Below are 20,270 nucleotides of genomic sequence, written 5' to 3' on the forward strand. Positions count from 1 at the left end.
CGCCGTTTGGAGCGAAATTTGCTCCCGCACGTCCTTGGGCCTTGCGATGCCGGCGAACTCGCGCGTCGCCCCCGATAACAAGCAGCAAAGAGACGATGAGGAGGTTTCATGCACCCGAGCCATCCCTGCGGCGCGAATTCGCTCGCATCGATGTTGCAAGACGCGCGCCCGATGCGCGCGAGGCCCATCGCGTGGGCGAGAGGGGTCGCGCTGATGCTGTCGCTGGCGGCGGCGCAGTCCTTCGCGCAGACCGCCACGATGCCCGCCGCGCCGGGCTCAGCGAGCGGCGCGGCCACGACGGGCGCGCCGGGCAAAGAGGTCTACGATCTGCTGATCGGCACCTACACGGGCGGCGGAAAGAGCGAAGGCATCTATGTCTATCGTTTCGACACGGCCAGTGGAGAACTGTCCCGCATCGCATGGGCGCAGACGGTCAATCCGTCCTATCTCGTCGTGAGCCGTGACCGGAATTACGTGTATGCAGTGAACGAATTGCCCGGCGACAACGGCCCCGCGACGCAGCGCGGCGGCGTGAGCGCCTTTCGCTTCGATCGCGCGACCGGCCAGTTGAGCTTTCTCAACCGCGTTTCGTCGGATGGCAATGATCCGTGCTACCTCGCGCTCTCGCCTGACGGCAAATATCTGCTGACCGCCAACTACTCCGTCGCATCGAATCCGGGCGGCAGCTTTGCGGTCTTTCCGCTGTCCTCAGACGGCCATGTCGGCAATTCGGTGCTGACCGTGCATCACGAAGGCGGCGGCCCGGTGAAGGGACGGCAGGACAATTCGCACGTCCATTCGACCGTGTTCTCGCCCGACGGCAAGTATCTCTTCGCGCAGGATCTCGGTGTCGACAAGGTCTTCGCGTACCGCTACACGCCCGATCCGTCGGCATCGGGACGCGGCCTCTTCGGTCCGACCGAAGCGCGCTACGCGTTGATCAAGCCGGGCTCCGGGCCACGCCATCTGATCTTCGACGCAGGCGGCAGGCACGCCTATCTGACCACCGAGTTGAACGCGTCGGTGCTCGTGTTCGATTACCGCGACGGCAAGCTCACGCAGGTTCAGACCAATTCGATGATCGCGCCGGGTTTCAGAGGCAAGATCGGCGGCGGGGCGATCCATATGTCGCCGGACGGGCGTTTCCTTTACGCGACCAATCGAGGCGACGCCAACGAGATCGTCCAGTTTTCTGTCGATCCGAAGAACGGCCATCTGAAGTACGTCAAGCGCTATCCGACGCTCGGCAAGACGCCGCGCGAATTCGCGATCGATCCGACCGGGCGCTGGCTCATCGTCGGCAATCAGGAGAGCGACAGCGCGTACTTCTTCCGCCGCGATCCGCAGACGGGCGAGCTCGCGTCGGACCCGAAGCAACTGTCGATCGGCTCGCCGGTCGATTTCAAGTTCGTATCGCCGTCGTGACGGTCTGATCGGAGCGACGAGAGCGGCCGACGAGCCGCGATTCACACAGCGACACGCTGTCCGATGACGATGAAAAGGAAACTGCTCAAGGCGGTGATGGTTTCGACGTTATGCGCGCCACTCGCGGCGCGCGCGGACGACAGCAAGGAATGCGATTTCGAGCGGGACTGGATGTCGTCGGCGTGCCAGCGTGTGATGCGCGTCGTGCACGAAGGCACCTGGGATCTCTACGTGACGGGTTACGGCTGGCATATCGACGGCTTCAACGATCGCAGCGAACTCAACCCGTGGTCGTACGGCGGCGGGGCGGGCAAGCACTGGATCGACGCGAACGGCAATGAGGACATTCTGTTCGCGTTCGCCTTTTCGGATTCGCATCACAACTTCGAACCGATCGGCGGTTACGCGCGCCAGTGGTACACGAAGCCGGTGCTCGGCGGATTGCAGGCGGGCGGCGGGTTCTTCGTCGGCGTGACGGCGCGCAGCGACATCGGCCATTACGTGCCGTTGCCGCTCGCGCTGCCGATCGGCTCGGTGCGCTACCGGCGCGCGTCCGTCATGGCGACGATCATCCCGCACATCCCCGGCCTGAACGACGGCGACGTCGCGTTCTTCTGGGGCCGCTACGAGTTCTAGTACGATGCGTTTCCGAGGCGCTTTTCTTTCGCATCGACTGAAAGGTGTACTGAGGAAATCGAAAGGCAACAGCAGGGAATGCAAGATTGAACACGACTCAACCATTCGACGCGCGCGAGCGTCCGCTCAAGCGCACTGAACCGGCGCCGCCGGGATTCATCAGCGCGTTCAGCTTCGCCGGCGGCGAGGCGCTGCGCCTGACCTGGGACGAAGCGCGCGAATCCGTCGCGGGCGATGGCCCGACGTGGCTGCATCTGTCGGCGAACGACGATGCGGTCGAGGGCTGGCTCGAAGGCGTCACGTCGATGCCCGATGTCGCCCGCGAGTTCCTGAACGGCGAGGACAAACGCCCGCGCGTGCATATCGGCTCGAACTTCATGTACGGCGTCGTCGCGGACCTCGAACTCGTCGCGAAGACGCCGGATGCCGCCGCGCCCGGCGCGCGCGAGGCGAACCGCGCGACCGGCGCGCTGCGCTTTTACGTGGACAAGCATCGCATGATCACCGTGCGCGCACGTCCGCTGCAATCGACCGACCGCTTGCGCCACGCCGTCCTCGAAGGCGCGATGTTCCGCGATACCGTCGATCTCTTCGCCGGGCTGATTCGCGCGCTGAACGATACCTTCGCGGACCGTATCGATGAAATCGGCGACTGTCTCGACGATGTCGAGGAAAGCGTGCTCGAAGGAGGCCATTCGAAATGCCGCGCGATGCTGGGCGGCGCGCGGCGGCGCATCGTGGAAGTGAAGCGATTTATCGATCCCGAGCGCAACGCGCTGACGCAACTCGTGTTGCGCCGCCTCGAATGGGCCGAACCGCGCTCGATGGAAGCGCTCGTGCAGGCGATTCAGGTGCTGAACGGTCTGGGCGGCGGCCTTGAAGGACTCTACGAGCGCGCGAAGCTATTGCAGGATGAAATCGCCGCGGCGCTGTCGGAGGACATCAACCGCAAGCTGCTCTGGCTCGCGATCATGTCCGCGTTGCTGCTGCCCGCCACGCTCGTGACGGGCATTTTCGGCATGAACGTGGCGGGCTTGCCGGGGACCAAGGATCCGGCGGCGTTCTGGATCGTGGTCGGCGTGATGACGGGCTGTGCCGCCATCACGATCTTTCTGCTGCGCCGCCTGCGGCTCTGGTAACGCTCACTCCGCCGGGCCGGGCGGGGCGAGCACTTCACGGTTGCCGTTGTTGCTCATCGACGAGACGAGCCCGGCCGCTTCCATCTGTTCGACGAGGCGCGCCGCGCGGTTATAGCCGATGCGCAACTGCCGCTGCACCGACGAAATCGACGCGCGCCGCGTGCGCACGACGAAAGCCACGGCTTCGTCGTAGAGCGGATCGGCTTCGGCGTCGGGTGTTTCGCCGAAGAGGTCTTGACCGCCGCCGCCATCGGACGTCGGGCCGGACAGAATGCCTTCCTCGTACTCCGGTTCGCCGAACTGCTTGAGATGCTCGACCACGCGATGCACTTCGTCGTCCGCGACGAACGCGCCGTGTACGCGTTGCGGATAGCCCGTGCCGGGCGGCAGGAACAGCATGTCGCCTGCGCCGAGCAGCGATTCCGCACCCATCTGGTCGAGAATCGTGCGCGAATCGATCTTCGACGACACCTGGAACGCCACGCGCGTCGGAATGTTCGCCTTGATGAGACCGGTGATCACGTCGACGGACGGCCGCTGCGTCGCGAGAATCAAATGGATGCCGGCCGCGCGCGCCTTCTGCGCGAGACGCGCGATCAACTGCTCGATCTGCTTGCCCGCGACCATCATCAGGTCCGCGAGTTCGTCGATGACCACGACGATGAGCGGCAGCGTGGACAGCGGCTCGGGCGCGTCGGGCGTGAGCGAGAACGGGTTCGTGAGCTTCTTGCCCGCGGCCTCGGTGTTGCGGATCTTCTGGTTGAAACCTTGCAGATTGCGCACGCCGACCGCCGACATCAGCCGGTAACGCTTCTCCATCTCGCCGACGCACCAGTTGAGCGCGTTCGACGCGAGCTTCATGTCGGTGACGACCGGCGCGAGCAGATGCGGAATGCCTTCGTACACAGAAAGCTCCAGCATCTTCGGATCGATCATGATGAGGCGCACGTCCTCGGGCTTCGCCTTGTAGAGCAGCGAGAGGATCATCGCGTTGATCGCGACCGACTTGCCCGAGCCCGTCGTGCCCGCGACCAGCATGTGCGGCGCGCGGGCGAGATCCGTCACGACCGGATTGCCGACGATGTCCTTGCCCATCGCGATCGTCAGATTCGACTTCGACGTGCGATACACGTCGTCTTCGAGAATCTCCGAGAGGCGGATCATCTGGCGCTTCGCGTTCGGCAGTTCGAGGCCCATGCAGGTCTTGCCGGGAATCGTTTCGACGACGCGGATCGACGTGAGGCCGAGGCCGCGCGACAGATCCTTCATCAGCCCGACGATCTGGCTGCCGCGCACGCCGAGCGCCGGCTCGACTTCGAAGCGCGTGATGACCGGACCGGCCGACGCGCCGACCACCGTCACCGGCACCTTGAATTCCTGAAGGCGCTGCTCGATCAACTGGCCGGTTTCGTTCAGATGCGCCTCGGAGACGGGCTCGATCTCGTCGGACGCGGCTTCGAGCAGATCGAGCGTCGGCAATTCCACCGCCGATGCGTGCGGCGCATGGAATTCGAACTCGGTCGGCGCGGAACCGCGTACCGGCTGGCGCGGTTCGGGCGGCGCTGCGTTCGGCTGACTCGGAGCCTGCGATACGACGGGCGGCGCGGCCGCGATGCCCGGAAAGCGCACGACGTTCGACGGCGAAGCGAATTCGTCGCCCGCAACCTGGCGCTCGGCGATGGGCAGCGGCTCTTCCTCGGGCATGTCGAGCACGTCGTCCGGCTCGTCGACGACGCGCAAGAGCGGCGGGGCAGGGGGCTCGCTGTCGGTATCGCGCGACGTGGGTTCATCTAGCCACGGCGGCGTCGGCGCGAGATCGCGCGCGTCCGGTTCGTGTTCCGGTTCCGGTTCCGGCTGTCGCGCGGCGGGCGGAGGCTCGGGCGTCTCGCTCGGCGAGTCGATGTACGCGGGCTCTTGCGCCGCGTTTGTGTCGAACGGAGAGGCAGGGGTGGAAAGCGATGGCGCGATCGGGATGTCGGCGCTCGGCGGCTCCGGCAGACGCAAGCCGAAGAGCGGGGGCGGCTCGACGAGCGCGGGCGCGATCACGTGCGCATCGATCAGCGGCGGCTCGACGCGAGCATCGAATTCCTGTGTTTTTGCGGGCGGAGGCGTTACCGGCTCGACGATCGATTCGGCTGCCGTTTCGATGACGTGTTCATCGGCGGTCATCGACGCATTCGTCTCGGCGTCCGGCTGAATATCGGGCTGGCCGCCACGCGCCATCGACACATGTCCGCGCGCGAGACTCGCGCCCGCGAGCGACGTCCACAGCGCGGTCTTCTCCTCGATGGAACGCAACGTCGCCTGAATCGCTTCGGGTGCCGGCGGCGGCGCGATCGGCCCGAGCGGCGCGGCCGGACGCGAGAACGCCGGTGCGGCGAGCGGCGCCGGCGCGAACTCACGCGTCGCTGTGCCCATGGACGGACGCGCGGGCGGTGCGGCGCGTCTGATGCTTTGCGGCGTTTGCGGCAAAGGCGTTCTGCGCGCGGCGCTCACGCCGGTTGCGACGGACGTGGATGTGCTCGCCACGCCCGATGACCGTTGCGCAGGCATCGACGTCACCGGACTGCGCGGGCGATCCACGCGAGGCGCGGGCGTCGGCGGCGTGGACGCGCGCGGTTTGTCGGCGGCGACGGACGCGCGCAAGCCCGAGCCCGAAGGCTCGAATGCCGACGCCCGGCGCGGCGCGAATGCCGCCCCGGCCTCGCGATTCGCCGATGTCGCCGACGGGTTCAGCCAGTCCGCAGGCACGACCGGCTCCGTTTGCGCGACCGGAGGCGAGACGCCCGCGGCCTCGAATGCGGGGCGCTTCGCGTAAGCCTCGGCGGTGGCGATTGCGCTCGCGGTGGCCGCCGATGCGCGGCTGACCGCGCTCTTGCCGGTCGCAGGCGGGCGCCACGGCGTCGGACGCTGATAACGGGTGCTACGGGGGCCGGTCGGAAGGCCGAGCGTCGGCTCGTCGTGCGACGTGCGCGGCGGCGGCGCATCGAAACGCTCGGCGCGATGGGCACGTTCCTGCGAATCGCGCGCGGCTCTTGCGCGGGTGCGGCGTTCGAACCAGCTGCCTGCCTTGTCGCGCGCTTTTTCGCGGCCGGGCGAGCTTTGGCGCGACTCGCTTTCGCGCTCGCGCGGCGTGAGCCAGTTTTGCGGCAGGCCGAAGCCGAACGCTTCGTCCGCCCACGCGAGCACCGAGCGCCAGCTGAATTCGATCAGCCAGGGCAGGAAGATCGCGAGCACGACGGCCGCGATCGCGGCTGCGCCGCCCAGATGCGCGGGTCCGCTCAACGCGGTAGCGAGCGCGCGTCCGCAGCGATTGATGTTCGCCTGCGTTTCGAGCGAGTTTGCGAGCGCGCCTTCGAGCGTGCTGCTCGCGAGCAGCACACCGACGAAACCGAGCCAGAGGCGGATCGTGCCCGGGCCGCGCACGCCTTCCCTGCCCGGCAGCGCCAGCTTGACGATGCGCCAGAGGAGCGGAAGGAACCAGACGACCGATGCACCGAACCAGCCGAGAACTACCATGTGCATGCTTGAGCTTGAATCAATGTTGGGTGAAACGAATCAGGTTGTGACCCGAAGACTGCGCCCGGCCGCGCGTGTTGGCCGGACTGTTCGATCGAGCAGTTTAACGGGAAACCGCGCGGGAACCGCGCGGGCGCCGCGCACGCACGACGCGTGTGCCGCATGTACGCAACACATCACCTCGCGCGAGCCGAGAAGGTGAGCACCTGGCCGTCGTCGAGCGTCAGTTTCAGCGCGGGCGGCGGATTCATCTGCACGCCGCTTTTCGCGATATGCGCGAGCGCGTCGAGATAGGGCCGCTCCAGCGCCGCGCCCGCACCCGAGACGCACGCCATGCGCGTGCCGGCGAGCGGGCCGAAAGTCAGCTTGCCGTCCTTCAGATCGTAGGTGCCGCTGTAGCGGTTGCAGCCCGAAAAGCCGCTCGCCTGGCGATGACCGTTCGCGGTCGAAAAATCGAGCGTGAGCGGCCGCGCGCCGTTCTCGCCCGCGTGCGGCACCGCGCGCGGCTGGCCGCTCGCATCGGTCCAGCTCGTGAGATCCCATTGCGTGTCGTCGAGCAATTGCGTGGCGGCGGGATTATAAGGATCGGTGGGCGGCGCGCTCGTATCGGGATGCTTCGGCATCGCGCAACCGGCGACGACGCTCGCCGCGACGACGAGCGCGCACGCGCGGGACGCAAGCGAAAGCGCCGCTTTGCTACGCGACAGGAAGTTTGACGATGAGTGCGCCGAACGAAGAGCGGACGCGCGAAGGAAATGCGTGGGCATCGATGATCCTGAAGCAGGCGAAACCGTAAGGGTATCGCACGCGTCCTGCGATTTGTCTAGCGCCCGCAAGCAACAAAATGTTTGCCGCGGCTGTCATCGATCGGCGATGCGCGGGGAATTCCGATCCGCATTCACGTGTCAATACCGTTTGTGACGACGCCGTCAATAGGCCGGACGGCAGAGTGTTGCGGCGGGCACTGCGTGTTAACATCGCGCCCAATTCCGCCGCTTTCGCTTTACTGGCCTCGTCACCCGATCGATTCCCGGAGCACTCATGCAGACCGATTCATCTCGTCCTGATGCCTTGCGCATCGGCACGCCGCTTTCCGCCAACGCCACGCGCGTGATGCTGCTCGGCGCGGGCGAGCTTGGCAAGGAAGTGATCATGGCGTTGCAGCGCCTGGGCGTCGAGGTCATCGCGGTCGATCGCTATGCGAACGCGCCGGGGCATCAGGTTGCGCATCGCGCGCACGTCATCGACATGACCGACGCCGCCGCGCTGCGCGCGCTCGTCGAGAAGGAGCAGCCGCATCTGATCGTGCCGGAGATCGAGGCGATCGCGACCGATGCGCTCGCTGAAATCGAAGCGGCGCAACTCGCGACCGTCATCCCGACGGCGCGCGCCACGCAGCTCACGATGAACCGCGAAGGCATCCGGCGACTCGCCGCCGAGGAACTCGGCCTGCCGACATCGCCCTATGCGTTCGCGCAATCGCTCGACGAGATGAAGGCGGCGATCGCCACGATCGGCTTTCCGTGTGTGGTGAAACCGGTGATGTCGTCGTCGGGGAAGGGGCAATCGGTGCTCAAGAGCGACGCCGATGTCGAGCCGGCATGGAATTACGCGATGGCGGGCGGGCGCGTGAATCACGGCCGCGTGATCGTCGAGGGCTTCATCGACTTCGAATACGAGATCACGCAACTCACCGTGTGCGCGGCGGACCCCGAGAGCGGCGAAACGCAAACCTACTTCTGCGATCCGATCGGCCATGTGCAGGTCGCGGGCGATTACGTCGAATCGTGGCAGCCGCAACCGATGAGCCCGGCCGCGCTCGAAAAAGCGCGCGATGTCGCCGCCAAAGTCACGACCGCGCTCGGCGGACGCGGGCTCTTCGGCGTCGAGCTCTTCGTGCGCGGCGACGACGTCTGGTTCTCCGAAGTGAGCCCGCGTCCGCACGACACCGGTCTCGTCACGCTCGCGACGCAGCGCTTCTCCGAGTTCGAATTGCATGCACGCGCGATCCTCGGCTTGCCCGTGGATACCGCGCTGCGCGCGCCCGGCGCGTCCGCCGTCATCTACGGCGGTCTGGATGAAACGGGCATCGCGTTCGAAGGCGTGGCGCAAGCGCTCGCGGTGCCGGGCGCGGACTTGCGGCTTTTCGGCAAGCCGGAGAGCTTCGTGAAGCGCCGCATGGGTGTCGCGGTCGCGACGGGCGCCGACACCGACGAAGCGCGCGAGCGCGCGAAACTCGCGGCGTCGAAGGTGCGGCCGGTTTCGGCAAAATGACCGGCGCGCGGGCGCCGGCGGGAGCGTGAATGTGAAATGGAAAGCGCTGGCCGCGCTCGTCGCGGTTTCCCTGGGACTCTCGGGCTGCGGACTTGCAGCGGCGCCGTGCCGCATCGCCTCGGCGGGGCTGAAGATCGTGCCGGTCGTCGGGCATGTCGCGGCCGCACCGACCGACGCATGCGCCGAAGTGATCGATCCGTGATCGCCGGCGCGCGCATCGACATCGAAACCATCGCGAATCGGATGATGAAGAAAACAATCGCACTCATGCTCGCGTCGTTCGTGGCGCAGTCGGCGCTCGCCATGCCGCTCACCGTGCCGCAGATCCAGACCGCTTCGACGCAAACCACGCGTTACGACTGCAAGGACGGCAAGAGCGTGTCGGTTCAGTACACGAACACGCGCAATCGTCAAAGCTTCGCGGCGCTGACCGTCGACGGGCGCAAGCTGCTGTTCGTGAACGTGATCGCGGGATCGGGGGCGAAATACGTCGCCGATCAATACACGTGGTGGACCAAGGGTCCGCAGGCGGACCTGTACGACGAAATGGCCGCGAAGGATTCGCCGCCGCTGCTCGCGGATTGCGAAGCGCGCAAGAAGTAGGCGCGCGGCATGCCGGAGCGCGGTCTGGTCGTGCTTTCGCGCCGCGGGAACGCACTCGCGCGCGGTGCTACAATGTGCGGCTTTCCGGCTGTGGAAATTGCAGCCGGTCCGAATTCCGGATTTTCGGCATCGCCGTTCGATGCCGGCTGAGCGGTACACGGGCCTCGAGCGAACCGCCGCTCAGAAAATCGGGGATGCCGCTTGCCTTCAAGGCGTCATCGAAGCCGTGTCCCATCTGAGCGCAGGCTCGATACCGGCCGCCCCGTGCAGCGCGCACTGTGTGCCTGTTTGATGCGCCGCGTGCGCCAACGAAACCCATCCGCGTAAGCAAGCGGTCGCGACGTTCGACCGAACGATTCGACCGATTTTTTACGCGCGCCGCATCGAGCGGCACTTTAGCGAAAGCCAATATAGTCACCATGTCCGATTCCGCCGCCACGAACACGTCCACCGCAGGGGCCGACGCGTCGACGTTCGACCAGTTCGGATTGTCCGCCGACATCCTGAAAGCGGTGAGCGAGTCCGGCTACACCACGCCCACGCCGATCCAGGCGCAGGCGATTCCGGTCGTCCTCGCGGGCCGCGACGTCATGGGCGCCGCGCAGACCGGCACCGGCAAGACCGCGAGCTTCTCGCTGCCGATCATCCAGCGCCTGTTGCCGTCGGCAAACACGAGCGCATCGCCCGCGCGCCATCCGGTGCGCGCGCTGATGCTCACGCCGACGCGCGAACTCGCCGACCAGGTCGCCGCCAACGTCCAGACCTACTCGAAGCACACGCCGCTGCGCAGCACGGTGGTGTTCGGCGGCGTCGACATGAATCCGCAGTCCGACGCGCTGCGCCGCGGCGTCGAGATCCTGATCGCGACGCCCGGACGCCTGCTGGATCACGTACAGCAAAAGACGGTCAATCTCGGCCAGGTGCAGATGCTCGTGCTCGACGAAGCCGACCGCATGCTCGACATGGGCTTTCTGCCCGACCTGCAGCGCATCCTGAATCTGTTGCCGAAGGAGCGTCAGACGCTGCTGTTCTCGGCCACGTTCTCGCCCGAAATCAAGAAGCTCGCCTCGACGTATCTGCGCAATCCACAGACGATCGAAGTCGCGCGCAGCAATTCGACCGCGACCAACGTGCGCCAGATCGTTTTCGAGGTGCACGAGAGCGACAAGTCCGGCGCGGTCGCGCAACTCATTCGCGAGCGCGAACTGAAGCAGGTGATCGTGTTCTGCAACAGCAAGATCGGCGCGAGCCGGCTGGCGCGCGTGCTGGAGCGCGACGGCATCGTGGCGACGGCGATCCACGGCGACCGCACGCAGAGCGAACGCATGCAGGCGCTCGACGCGTTCAAGCGCGGCGAGATCGAGGCGCTCGTCGCCACCGACGTCGCCGCGCGCGGTCTCGATATCGCCGAATTGCCGGCTGTCATCAACTTCGATCTGCCGTTCAACGCGGAAGATTACGTGCACCGTATCGGCCGAACCGGGCGCGCGGGCGCGTCGGGCGACGCGCTGTCGCTGTGCAGCGCGAACGAGCGCAAGCAACTCGCCGACATCGAGAAGCTGATCAAGCGTCCGCTCGAAGTCGAATCGCTCCAGGTGACGACGCGCGTGCGCCACGACGGATCGGCGCCGCGCCGCGATGAGCGCTTCGGCCGTCCGGAGCGCACGGAGCATCGGCATGCGTCACGCGACGAGTCCGGCTCGCGCCGCCGTCCGGCGGGCGCGCACGATCGTCCGCGCGGCCGTCAGCAGCCCGTCGACGAGTTCTTCCTGAAGCCTTATGAGCCGTCGCCGTCGGCGATGAAGCGTCACGAGGAAACGGTCGAACCCGAGCGCAAGAGCGCGCCGAAGCAGCCGCTCGCGGCATTGCTCGGCGGGCTGGGAATGCCGCGCAAGTCGTCGTGATTTCCTGAAGCCGAATGAAAAAAGGCAGCCCTTGCGGCTGCCTTTTTTGCTTAATGGCGATGAATTTAGCGCGCGAAGCGCTTCGCCCATTCGGCCGTCGCGGCGCTGTAGAACGTGTCGAGCGAATGGGCCGAAACGCGGATGTCGAGATGCCTCGCCGCCTCGACGAGCGCTTCGAGCGGCGCGTGCCGATCGAGCGGCGCCGCGCCCGTCTGCTTGCTCAGTTTTTCGCCGGCATCGTTGTTGACGACGTCAACGTGCAGATAAGCCGGCGTGGGCACACCGAGGCGCTGCTGCAGATAGATTTGCCGTGCGGTCGAATCGAGGAGATCGGCGCCGCGCACGATATGCGTGATACCGGCGTCGGCGTCATCGACGACGACCGCGAGTTGATAAGCCCACAGCCCGTCCGCGCGCTTCAACGCGAAATCGCCGACTTCCGTCGCGAGATTCTGCGCTTGCGGCCCTTGCCAGCGATCGACGAACGTAACGACCGCCGCATCGCCATCCGGCACACGCAGCCGCCATGCGCGCGCGGGCTTGCCGTGCAGGCCGTCGCGGCATGTTCCCGGATAGGCGAGCGTCGCGTGGCGCGCATGCGCGTGCACCAGCGAATCCGCGATTTCGCGTCGCGTGCAGCCGCACGGATAGATGAAACCCGCCGTCTGAAGGCGTTCGAACGCGGCCTGATAAGCATCGCCGCGTGCGCTCTGCCAGACCGGAGCTTCGTCCGAATGCATGCCGAAATGCGCGAGCGTCGCGAGGATTTCATCGGCGGCGCCGGGCACCGTGCGCGGGGCATCGACATCCTCGATGCGCACGATCCAGCTTCCGCCGTGCGCGCGGGCATCGAGAAAACTCGCGAGCGCGCTGACGAGCGAACCCGCGTGCAGCGGACCGGTGGGCGAGGGCGCGAAGCGGCCGCGATAAGACATCGAGCGCTTAAGCCGCGCGGCTGACCTTTGCGTCGGGATGGCAGGCCGGGCACGTCTCGCCAGGCGTATAGAACGGCGACGTCTGATCTTCCACCGACACCACCGCGCGGCAGCCGAAGCATTGCGCGGTCGCGGTGGGCTGGAGGCTCGGATCGAGCGCCGTGCGGTAATCGAACACGAAACATTCGCCGGTGTAATGCGCGCCGCCCACTTCCTCGAAATACTTCAGAATGCCGCCTTCGAGCTGATACACGTGCTCGATGCCGACTTCCTTCATGTGAATCGCGGCCTTTTCGCAGCGGATTCCGCCGGTGCAGAACGACACGATGGTCTTGTCCTGCAGATCCGCGCGATTTCGCTCGATCACCTCGGGAAACTCGCTGAATTTCGTGATGCGGTAGTCGAGCGCGTTGTCGAACGTGCCGACATCCACTTCGAACGCGTTGCGCGTGTCGAGCATCACGACCGGACGGCCTTCGTCGTCGTGGCCGCGGTCGAGCCAGGCTTTCAGCGTGGGCGCATCGACGGACGGCGCGCGGCCGAGTTCCGGCCTGATCGCGGGCTTCTTCATCGTGATGATTTCGCGCTTGAGCTTCACCAGCATGCGGCGAAACGGCTGCTTCGCGGAAATACTTTCCTTGAACTGCAGATCGGTGAAACGGCCGCCGAAGAGCGCATCCGTGCGGATGTAGTCGATGAATTCGCGGACTTCGGCGATCGGCCCCGCGATGAAAAGGTTGATGCCCTCCGGCGCCAGCAGAATCGTGCCTTTCAGGCCGAGCGCGTTGCAGCGTTCGGTGACGAGCGGCCGCCACGCGGGGCCGTCCTCGATGGTGACGAATTTATAGGCGGAGAGGTTCAGAATGCTCATGATCGAATGACGCGCAAACGGCTGTAACGAGTAAAAAGTGCGCGGATGAATCGCGCACAAAACACGTATTATCCCGCAAACGGCGCGTGGCTCTCCCGGATTCGATCCGCCGCGTCGCCTCGCTTTGCGCGTGCGCAATTTCGGGCGTGCGCGCGGGCCTTATCCGTTCGGCCAACGCGATCGCCGCGCCCGATTTCGCGTATGTCCCGCATGTACAATACCGCCATGTCAGATCCCCGCTTCGTTCATCTCCGCGTCCACTCCGAATTCTCGATTGCCGATGGCATCGTGCGGCTGGACGACGTCGTCAAGGCTGCCGCAAAAGACGGACAAGGCGCGCTCGCGCTGACCGATCTCGGCAACGCGTTCGGTCTCGTGCGCTTCTACAAGGAAGCGCGCGACAATGGCGTCAAGCCCATCGCGGGCTGTGATGTCTGGATCACCAATCCCGCCGATCGCGACAAGCCCGCGCGCCTCCTTCTTCTCGTGCGCGACAAAGAGGGCTATCTCAATCTGTGCGAACTTTTGAGCCGCGCGTGGCTCACGAACCAGTATCGCGGCCGCGCCGAGGTGATGGTCGAATGGCTCGAAGAAGGACTGGCCGCTGGACTGCTCGCGCTCTCGGGCGCGCAGACGGGCGATATCGGCATGGCGCTCGCGGCGGGCAATGCAGCCGCCGCGCAACGCAATGCCGAGCGCTGGGCGGCGCTCTTTCCGAACGCGTTCTACATCGAATTGCAACGCGCGGGTCAGCCGGGCGAGCAGGCTTACGTTCAGGAAGCGGTCAGGCTCGCCGCGAAGCTGAAGCTGCCCGTGGTCGCGACCCATCCGCTGCAGTTCATGACGCCCGACGACTACACCGCGCACGAAGCGCGCGTGTGCATTTCCGAAGGCGATATCCTCGCGAATCCGCGTCGTCAGAAACGCTTCACGAACGATCAGTTTTTCCGCACGCAGGACGAGATGTGCGCGCTCTTCGCGGATATTCCGTCGGCGCTCGCGAACACCGTCGAGATCGCCAAGCGCTGCAATCTGACGCTCGAACTCGGCAAGCCGAAGCTGCCGCTTTTCCCGACGCCCGATGGCATGTCGCTCGACGACTACCTCGTGCAGTTGTCGAAGGAAGGTCTCGAAGTCCGTCTGCAACAGCTCTATCCCGATGCCGCCGAACGTGAAGCGCAGCGCGAAACGTATTACGCGCGCCTCGACTTCGAGTGCGGCACGATCATCAAGATGGGCTTTCCGGGCTACTTCCTGATCGTCGCCGACTTCATCATGTGGGCGAAGAACAATGGCGTGCCGGTCGGTCCGGGCCGCGGTTCGGGCGCGGGCTCGCTGGTCGCGTATGCGCTCGGCATCACCGACCTCGATCCTTTGCGCTACAACCTGCTGTTCGAGCGCTTTCTGAATCCGGAACGCGTGTCGATGCCCGACTTCGACATCGACTTCTGTCAGGAAGGGCGTGACCGCGTCATCCAGTATGTGAAGGGCAAGTACGGCGCGGATGCCGTCTCGCAGATCGCCACCTTCGGCACGATGGCCGCGAAGGCCGCGGTGCGCGACATCGGCCGCGTGCTCGATCTCGGCTACATGTTCACGGACGGCATCGCGAAGCTGATTCCGTTCAAGCCCGGCAAGCACGTGACCATCGCGGATGCGATGAAGGAAGAGCCGGCGCTTCAGGAACGCTTCGACAACGAAGACGAAGTGCATCAGCTGCTCGAACTCGCGCAGCGCGTGGAAGGGCTCACGCGTAACGTCGGCATGCACGCGGGCGGCGTGCTGATCGCGCCGGGCAAGCTCACGGATTTCTGCCCGCTCTATACGCAGGGCGAAGACGGCGGCGTCGTCAGCCAGTACGACAAGGACGACGTTGAAGCCGTCGGCCTCGTGAAGTTCGACTTTCTGGGCCTGACCACGCTCACCATTCTCGACTGGGCCGAGCGCTATATCCGCCGGCTCGATCCGTCGAAGAAGGACTGGAATCTCGCGCAGGTGCCGCTCGACGATCCGGCGTCGTTCTCGATCCTCAAGAAAGCGAACACCGTCGCCGTGTTCCAGCTCGAAAGCCGCGGCATGCAAGGCATGCTGAAGGACGCGCAGCCGGACCGCTTCGAGGACATCATCGCGCTCGTGGCGCTGTATCGTCCGGGCCCGATGGACCTGATCCCGAGCTTCTGCGCGCGCAAGCACGGACGCGAGATCGTCGAATATCCGGACCCGCGCGTCGAGCCTGTTCTGAAAGAGACCTACGGCATCATGGTCTACCAGGAGCAGGTGATGCAGATGGCGCAGATCATCGGCGGCTACTCGCTCGGCGGCGCGGACTTGCTGCGTCGCGCGATGGGCAAGAAGAAGCCCGAGGAGATGGCCAAGCATCGCGAGATTTTCGCGGAAGGCGCGGCGAAGAACGGCCTCACGCGCGAGAAGGCCGACGAAACCTTCGACCTGATGGAGAAGTTCGCCGGCTACGGCTTCAACAAGTCGCACGCGGCCGCCTATGCGTTGCTCGCGTATCACACGGCGTGGCTCAAGGCGCATCATCCGGCGGAATTCATGGCGGCCAACATGTCGCTCGCCATGGACGACACCGACAAGGTGAAGATCCTCTTCGAGGACTGCATCACGAACGGCATGGCGGTGCTGCCACCGGACATCAACCGCTCGGCGTATCGCTTCGAGCCGGTCGCGGAACCTGACGGCAAGCGCTCGAAAACCATTCGCTATGGTCTGGGCGCGGTGAAGGGCAGCGGACAGAACGCGATCGAGGAAATCCTGCGCGCGCGCGAGGACGGCCCGTTCGTCGATCTGTTCGATTTCTGCGAGCGCATCGACCGTCGTGTCGTGAATCGTCGCACGGTGGAAGCGCTGATCCGCTCGGGCGCGTTCGACACGGTGCACGCGAATCGCGCGCAACTGCTCGCATCGGTGCCGCTCGCGATGGAAGCCGCCGATCAGGCCGCCGCGAACGCGATGCAAGCCGGTCTCTTCGACATGGGCGACGCGCCGCTCGCGAAACACGAGTACGTCGACGAAGCCGAGTGGTCGGACAAGAAGCGTTTGCAGGAAGAGAAGACCGCGCTCGGCTTCTATCTTTCGGGCCATCTCTTCGATGCGTACAAGGGCGAAGTGCGCCGTTTCGTGCGCCAGAAAATCGGCGAACTGAAGGAAGGGCGCGACAAGCTGGTGGCGGGCGTCATTTCGGCGATGCGCACGCAGATGACGCAGCGGGGCAAGATGCTGATCGTCAATCTCGACGATGGCAGCGGGCAGTGCGAAGTCACCGTCTTCAACGAGCAGTTCGAGGCGAACAAGGCGCTCTTCAAGGAAGACGAACTGCTGGTCGTTCAAGGTCAGGCGCGCAACGACGCGTTCACGGGGGGCATCCGCTTCACCGTCGATACGGCGATGGACCTCGAGCGCGCGCGCAGCCGCTATGCGCAGTCCGTGAAGGTCGAGATGAACGGCAATGCCGATGCGTTGCGCCTGCGCCGCGTGCTCGAAGCGCATGCTGCGGGCGCCGAAGCGCCGGCGCCCGTTGCCGCGCCGCCCGCTCGCGATAACGGCCGTTCGCGTCAGAGCGCGCCCATTCCGAACGGGCTGAACGTGAGCATCGTCTATCGCAGCGAGCATGCCGAAGGCGAAGTGCGCCTCGGCGACGCGTGGCGCGTGAAGCCGACCGACGAACTCATCACGGCGCTGCGCGGTGAATTCGCGGGCAGCGCGATCGAAATCGTCTACTGATGCGCACCGGCGTGCCTCGGCATGCCGGCTGCGTTGTCAGCGCGTGTCGTTGAGGCGGGCGAGCTTCAGGAAGCGGTAGTAAACGGTTTGAGCGTTGAACACCGCGATCATGAAGCCTGTCCGGCCGTCCAGAAAACCCTGGCGCAGAAAGTAGGTGCGCACGAACGCCCATAGTCCGCGCGTCACGGCGGTCCCCAGGCTGCCACGCTTGCCAGCCGAATGACGTTGCAGCGCGCCTGCGCTGGAGTACGCATCGAGCTTGCGCAGAACGGTCTCGAAGTCTTCGTACGAGTAGTGAAGCAGCTTGCCTTCGAGGCGGGCAACGGGCGTCGCCGGGTCGAAGACCAGCCGCTCGTGTACGAGGTCATCCGAGAAGCGCGCCGCGCCACGTCGAAAAAGCCTCGCCAGGCGGTCGGGATACCAGCCGCTATGCCTGACCCATTCGCCGCAGAAGCTCGAAAGCCGGTCGACCGTGCAGACATCGGCGCGCGGCGTATCGATGGCCGTGCGAATGGCCGCGGCGAGCTCCGGCGTGACGATCTCGTCCGCGTCGATGGACAGGATCCAGTCGGTGGAAAGCGCGTCGAGCGCGCGATTTTTCTGCGGCCCGAAGCCGGGCCAGTCGCGCTCGATCCGCACGCGCGCGCCGTGCGCCTGCGCGATCTCGGCCGTGCCGTCGGTGCTGCCGCCGTCGACCACGACGATATCGTCCGCGAAGGCGACCGATTGCAGGCACTGCGCGAGCCGCGCAGACGCGTTGTAGGTGATGAGAGCGATGCCGAGTGTGGGTCGGTTCATTTTGCTGGGCGGTATGCCTGACGCGGGCGGCAGCGAGACGAGTTTCGCCCCGGCGACCCGCCGATTGGCCCCGTGATAGCCGGTTTCAGGAGAACGGGGACTGTATAATGTCACACATCAGTCTTGTCGCAAGAGCCCGGACGGGAAATGCGCGAGACGGTCATAGCGCTTGCTATCGCATATCTCTCGTGGCGCCACGTTCCGGATTCACTTTCCGAAAGCAATTCTCACCACGGTCGCAACGGGCTTTCCCGCAATTTTCTGAATGAAGCGAATCTTAGTAGTCAAGGTCACTTCGATGGGCGACGTGATCCAGGCACAGGCTGTCGTCGCGGACCTGCATCGCGCGTTTCCGGGCGTGCAGATCGATTGGGCCGTCGATGAGGCATTCGCGGACATATTGCGCTGGAATCCCGGGATTTCCCGTGTGCTGTATGCGCCATTGCGACGCTTCAAGAAAACGCGCAGCGCGAAGGATTTCGCGGCGATCTGGGCGTCGATCAAGGAACTGCGCCGCGAACGCTACGATGCGGTCTTCGATCTGCACGGCGTCTACAAGAGCGCCATCATCTCGTTTCTCGCCCGTGCGAAACGCCGCTTCGGTTACGACAACGTCAATCTCGGCGAACGCGGCGCCGCATTCGCCTATTCCGACCGATTCGCGCCGCGCCACGACAGGAACGCATGGGACGGGATGCGCCGCGCGCTGAGCGAAGCGCTCGATTATCCGATCGAACCCGTTCCGTCGATCGTTCTCACCGTGCCTCAACCCGCCGTGCCGCCCGAGACGGTCAGGCACGCGCCGTATGCGCTGCTGTTTCATGCGACGTCGAAGGAAGAGAAGAAGTGGCCCGTCGCGAACTGGATCGCGGTGGGACAGTCGCTCGTCGAACGTGGCGTGACGCCTTTGCTGCCGTGGGGCACCGATGCCGAGCGCGACAACGCCGAAGCCATCGCGAAAGGCGTGCCCGGCGCGCATGTGCTGCCGAAGATGTCGGTCGTCGAGCTCGCGCAGTGTATCCAGTTGAGCGCGCTCGTCGTTGGAACCGATACCGGCCTCGTGCATCTCGCGAGCGCGCTGCGCCGGCCGACCGTGATGATCTTCAGCGCGACGTCGCGTCCGCTTTTCGGCATCGACATTCCGGACTTGTGCATTTCGATCGGCGACGACGGCAGGCCGCCCTCCGTCGCCGAAGCGCTCGACGCCATCGAGCATGTAAGGAAACCGGCTTGAAAATTCTTCTGACTAACTTCCACCGCGGCCGGGGCGGCGGTCACGATACCTATATCCTTGCCATCGCGCAGGCGTTGTCGCCGCAGCATCGGATCTTCGTCGCGGCGCCGGCCACGAGCCGTCTCTTCATGCAGGCGGGCGCGTTGCCCGGCGTCACGGCGTTTCCGATCGACTTTTCCGCGAAGTTCAAGGATCTCGCGAAGCTGCCCGGAGAATATCGCGCGCTGCGGGGTCTGCTCGAACGCGAGCGCTTCGACGTCATTCACGTGAATGGATCGCCGGATCATCGGCTGGTGATGCTCGTCATGCTCGCGTGGAAGGGAAAGCGTCCGCGAATCGTCCTGACGAAGCACAACTCGATCCGAATCAAGCACGATTTTCTGACGAGACTGCGAGCGACACGCGCCACCGACGACGTCATCGCCGTCTCGGACTCGACCGCGCAACTGATGCGCGAGTCGGTGTACGGGCGTTGTCCCGTCACGGTCATCAAGAACGGCATCGATACGGTCCACCGCTATGCGCCGCGCGATCCGCAGGCGGCGGCGCTACAGCGCGGCGCGTTGCTCGGGCCGCGCGCGGGCGACCGGCTCGTGATCGGCACCGTGACCGGCTTCGACTGGTACAAAGGCACCATGGGCATGATCGAGGCGGTGGCGGCACTGCCCGAACCGCTGCGCGACGAGGTGATGGTGGTCGTGGCGGGCGTCGAGCCGAACGCCGAGCAGCGCCAGCAAATCGAGGCGCTCGGCATGAGCGGTCGCGTGCATGTCGCGGGATTCGTCGAGGACGTGCCGAATGTGATCGCGTCGTTCGACATCGGTTTCGTGCTGTCCTATGCGATCGAAACCGTATCCTTCGCGTGCCGGGAAATGATGGCGATGGGCAAGCCCGTGATCGTGTCGCGCTACGCCGGCTTGCCGGAAAACATCGACGACGGCGTGGATGGCTGGATCGTCGAACCGCGCGACACCGCGGGCCTTTCTTCGCTGCTGCAGACGATCATCGCCGGGCGCGATCGATTGCCGGCCATCGGAGCAAGAGCGCGCGAGCGAGCAGTCCACGAGTTTTCGGACGAGCGCTTCATCGCGGACACTGAAGAAGTCTATCGGCAGGGCGGCGCGGCGCGCGGCGCCTGACGGCGTACGCGTACACTGCATCCCAATATTGCTTTTCTGCGCGGAGTCG

At 65.4% G+C, this 20,270-nt stretch carries 16 protein-coding genes; 10 read left to right on the top strand and 6 right to left on the bottom strand.

The genetic code is table 11. The annotated features are described in order from the left end of the window. The first annotated feature begins 108 nt into the window (after window positions 1-108). The 3 genes from QCE73_RS04425 to QCE73_RS04435 all read left to right on the top strand — a co-directional run bounded on the left by QCE73_RS04425 (window position 109) and on the right by QCE73_RS04435 (window position 3,200). The gene (locus QCE73_RS04425; protein WP_404989730.1) at window positions 109-1,425 is read left to right on the top strand and encodes a lactonase family protein; all 1,317 of its coding nucleotides are present in this window, start codon (window positions 109-111) and stop codon (window positions 1,423-1,425) included. A 69-nt stretch (window positions 1,426-1,494) separates the two neighbouring features. Then, a complete protein-coding gene (locus QCE73_RS04430; protein ID WP_309879942.1) occupies window positions 1,495-2,061 on the top strand; it encodes an antimicrobial peptide resistance and lipid A acylation PagP in 567 nt (188 codons plus the stop codon). A gap of 86 nt (window positions 2,062-2,147) precedes the next feature. After that, window positions 2,148-3,200, top strand: a complete 1,053-nt coding sequence (locus QCE73_RS04435; RefSeq protein ID WP_035506348.1) for a transporter — start codon at window positions 2,148-2,150, stop codon at window positions 3,198-3,200. Between the two features lie 3 nt (window positions 3,201-3,203). On the opposite strand, the gene QCE73_RS04440 is transcribed toward QCE73_RS04435, so the two are convergent. Both QCE73_RS04440 and QCE73_RS04445 read right to left on the bottom strand, forming a co-directional pair. Continuing rightward, window positions 3,204-6,725 carry a DNA translocase FtsK gene (locus tag QCE73_RS04440; RefSeq protein WP_309879943.1) on the bottom strand — a complete coding sequence of 1,174 codons (3,522 nt, stop codon included), beginning with the start codon at window positions 6,723-6,725 and terminating at the stop codon, window positions 3,204-3,206. A gap of 170 nt (window positions 6,726-6,895) precedes the next feature. Beyond that, window positions 6,896-7,486 (bottom strand): META domain-containing protein, encoded by a 591-nt coding sequence (locus tag QCE73_RS04445; RefSeq protein WP_309879944.1) that lies wholly within the window; start codon window positions 7,484-7,486, stop codon window positions 6,896-6,898. 274 nt (window positions 7,487-7,760) lie between these two features. Here QCE73_RS04445 and purT point away from each other — a divergent pair, with 274 nt between their 5' ends. The 3 genes from purT to QCE73_RS04460 are packed head-to-tail and all read left to right on the top strand — an operon-like array spanning window position 7,761 to window position 9,596. Beyond that, window positions 7,761-8,993, top strand: a complete 1,233-nt coding sequence (purT, locus tag QCE73_RS04450; RefSeq protein ID WP_309879945.1) for a formate-dependent phosphoribosylglycinamide formyltransferase — start codon at window positions 7,761-7,763, stop codon at window positions 8,991-8,993. Between the two features lie 31 nt (window positions 8,994-9,024). After that, a complete protein-coding gene (locus QCE73_RS04455) occupies window positions 9,025-9,195 on the top strand; it encodes a DUF6726 family protein (protein WP_309879946.1) in 171 nt (56 codons plus the stop codon). Between the two features lie 44 nt (window positions 9,196-9,239). Continuing rightward, window positions 9,240-9,596: an MliC family protein gene (locus QCE73_RS04460; protein ID WP_309881909.1), complete on the top strand. Its 357-nt coding sequence runs from the start codon at window positions 9,240-9,242 to the stop codon at window positions 9,594-9,596. Between the two features lie 67 nt (window positions 9,597-9,663). On the opposite strand, the gene QCE73_RS04465 is transcribed toward QCE73_RS04460, so the two are convergent. Next, on the bottom strand, window positions 9,664-10,017 hold the full coding sequence (locus QCE73_RS04465) for a hypothetical protein (protein ID WP_309879948.1): 354 nt from the start codon (window positions 10,015-10,017) through the stop codon (window positions 9,664-9,666). Between QCE73_RS04465 and QCE73_RS04470 the strand changes: the two genes are divergently transcribed. Further along, window positions 10,016-11,500, top strand: coding sequence for a DEAD/DEAH box helicase (locus QCE73_RS04470; protein ID WP_238210217.1), 1,485 nt, complete (start codon window positions 10,016-10,018; stop codon window positions 11,498-11,500). The two genes, QCE73_RS04465 and QCE73_RS04470, sit on opposite strands and share 2 nt — an antisense overlap. 65 nt (window positions 11,501-11,565) lie before the next feature. Here the strand turns inward: QCE73_RS04470 and gluQRS are convergent, their stop codons facing one another. Continuing rightward, entirely contained in the window at window positions 11,566-12,435 is an 870-nt protein-coding gene (gluQRS, locus tag QCE73_RS04475; RefSeq protein ID WP_309879949.1) for a tRNA glutamyl-Q(34) synthetase GluQRS, read from the bottom strand. Between the two features lie 7 nt (window positions 12,436-12,442). After that, on the bottom strand, window positions 12,443-13,306 hold the full coding sequence (locus QCE73_RS04480) for a sulfurtransferase (RefSeq protein WP_309879950.1): 864 nt from the start codon (window positions 13,304-13,306) through the stop codon (window positions 12,443-12,445). Between the two features lie 210 nt (window positions 13,307-13,516). On the opposite strand from QCE73_RS04480, the gene dnaE reads away from it, so the two are divergent. Then, entirely contained in the window at window positions 13,517-17,050 is a 3,534-nt protein-coding gene (gene dnaE / locus QCE73_RS04485) for a DNA polymerase III subunit alpha (protein WP_035510385.1), read from the top strand. A 36-nt stretch (window positions 17,051-17,086) separates the two neighbouring features. On the opposite strand, the gene QCE73_RS04490 is transcribed toward dnaE, so the two are convergent. Next, window positions 17,087-17,848, bottom strand: a complete 762-nt coding sequence (locus QCE73_RS04490; protein ID WP_309879952.1) for a glycosyltransferase family 2 protein — start codon at window positions 17,846-17,848, stop codon at window positions 17,087-17,089. Between the two features lie 265 nt (window positions 17,849-18,113). Between QCE73_RS04490 and waaC the strand changes: the two genes are divergently transcribed. Both waaC and QCE73_RS04500 read left to right on the top strand, forming a co-directional pair. Further along, window positions 18,114-19,082, top strand: a complete 969-nt coding sequence (gene waaC, locus QCE73_RS04495; protein ID WP_309879953.1) for a lipopolysaccharide heptosyltransferase I — start codon at window positions 18,114-18,116, stop codon at window positions 19,080-19,082. Beyond that, the gene (locus QCE73_RS04500; RefSeq protein WP_309879954.1) at window positions 19,079-20,221 is read left to right on the top strand and encodes a glycosyltransferase family 4 protein; all 1,143 of its coding nucleotides are present in this window, start codon (window positions 19,079-19,081) and stop codon (window positions 20,219-20,221) included. The genes waaC and QCE73_RS04500 overlap by 4 nt, the downstream gene beginning before the upstream one ends. Window positions 20,222-20,270: the final 49 nt, after the last annotated feature.

The sequence above is a fragment of the Caballeronia sp. LZ029 genome (genome assembly GCF_031451275.1).
GTDB lineage: Bacteria > Pseudomonadota > Gammaproteobacteria > Burkholderiales > Burkholderiaceae > Caballeronia > Caballeronia jiangsuensis.

Excerpts from the sequence above, each read along its gene's own strand:
- QCE73_RS04425 (WP_404989730.1), top strand. The coding sequence starts at position 109 with ATGCACCCGAGCCATCCCTGCGGCGCGAATTCGCTCGCATCGATGTTG.
- QCE73_RS04430 (WP_309879942.1), top strand. The coding sequence starts at position 1,495 with ATGAAAAGGAAACTGCTCAAGGCGGTGATGGTTTCGACGTTATGCGCG.
- QCE73_RS04440 (WP_309879943.1), bottom strand. The coding sequence starts at position 6,725 with ATGCACATGGTAGTTCTCGGCTGGTTCGGTGCATCGGTCGTCTGGTTC.
- QCE73_RS04445 (WP_309879944.1), bottom strand. The coding sequence starts at position 7,486 with ATGCCCACGCATTTCCTTCGCGCGTCCGCTCTTCGTTCGGCGCACTCA.
- purT (WP_309879945.1), top strand. The coding sequence starts at position 7,761 with ATGCAGACCGATTCATCTCGTCCTGATGCCTTGCGCATCGGCACGCCG.
- QCE73_RS04460 (WP_309881909.1), top strand. The coding sequence starts at position 9,240 with ATGAAGAAAACAATCGCACTCATGCTCGCGTCGTTCGTGGCGCAGTCG.
- QCE73_RS04470 (WP_238210217.1), top strand. The coding sequence starts at position 10,016 with ATGTCCGATTCCGCCGCCACGAACACGTCCACCGCAGGGGCCGACGCG.
- QCE73_RS04465 (WP_309879948.1), bottom strand. The coding sequence starts at position 10,017 with ATGGTGACTATATTGGCTTTCGCTAAAGTGCCGCTCGATGCGGCGCGC.
- gluQRS (WP_309879949.1), bottom strand. The coding sequence starts at position 12,435 with ATGTCTTATCGCGGCCGCTTCGCGCCCTCGCCCACCGGTCCGCTGCAC.
- QCE73_RS04480 (WP_309879950.1), bottom strand. The coding sequence starts at position 13,306 with ATGAGCATTCTGAACCTCTCCGCCTATAAATTCGTCACCATCGAGGAC.
- dnaE (WP_035510385.1), top strand. The coding sequence starts at position 13,517 with ATGTACAATACCGCCATGTCAGATCCCCGCTTCGTTCATCTCCGCGTC.
- QCE73_RS04490 (WP_309879952.1), bottom strand. The coding sequence starts at position 17,848 with ATGAACCGACCCACACTCGGCATCGCTCTCATCACCTACAACGCGTCT.
- waaC (WP_309879953.1), top strand. The coding sequence starts at position 18,114 with ATGAAGCGAATCTTAGTAGTCAAGGTCACTTCGATGGGCGACGTGATC.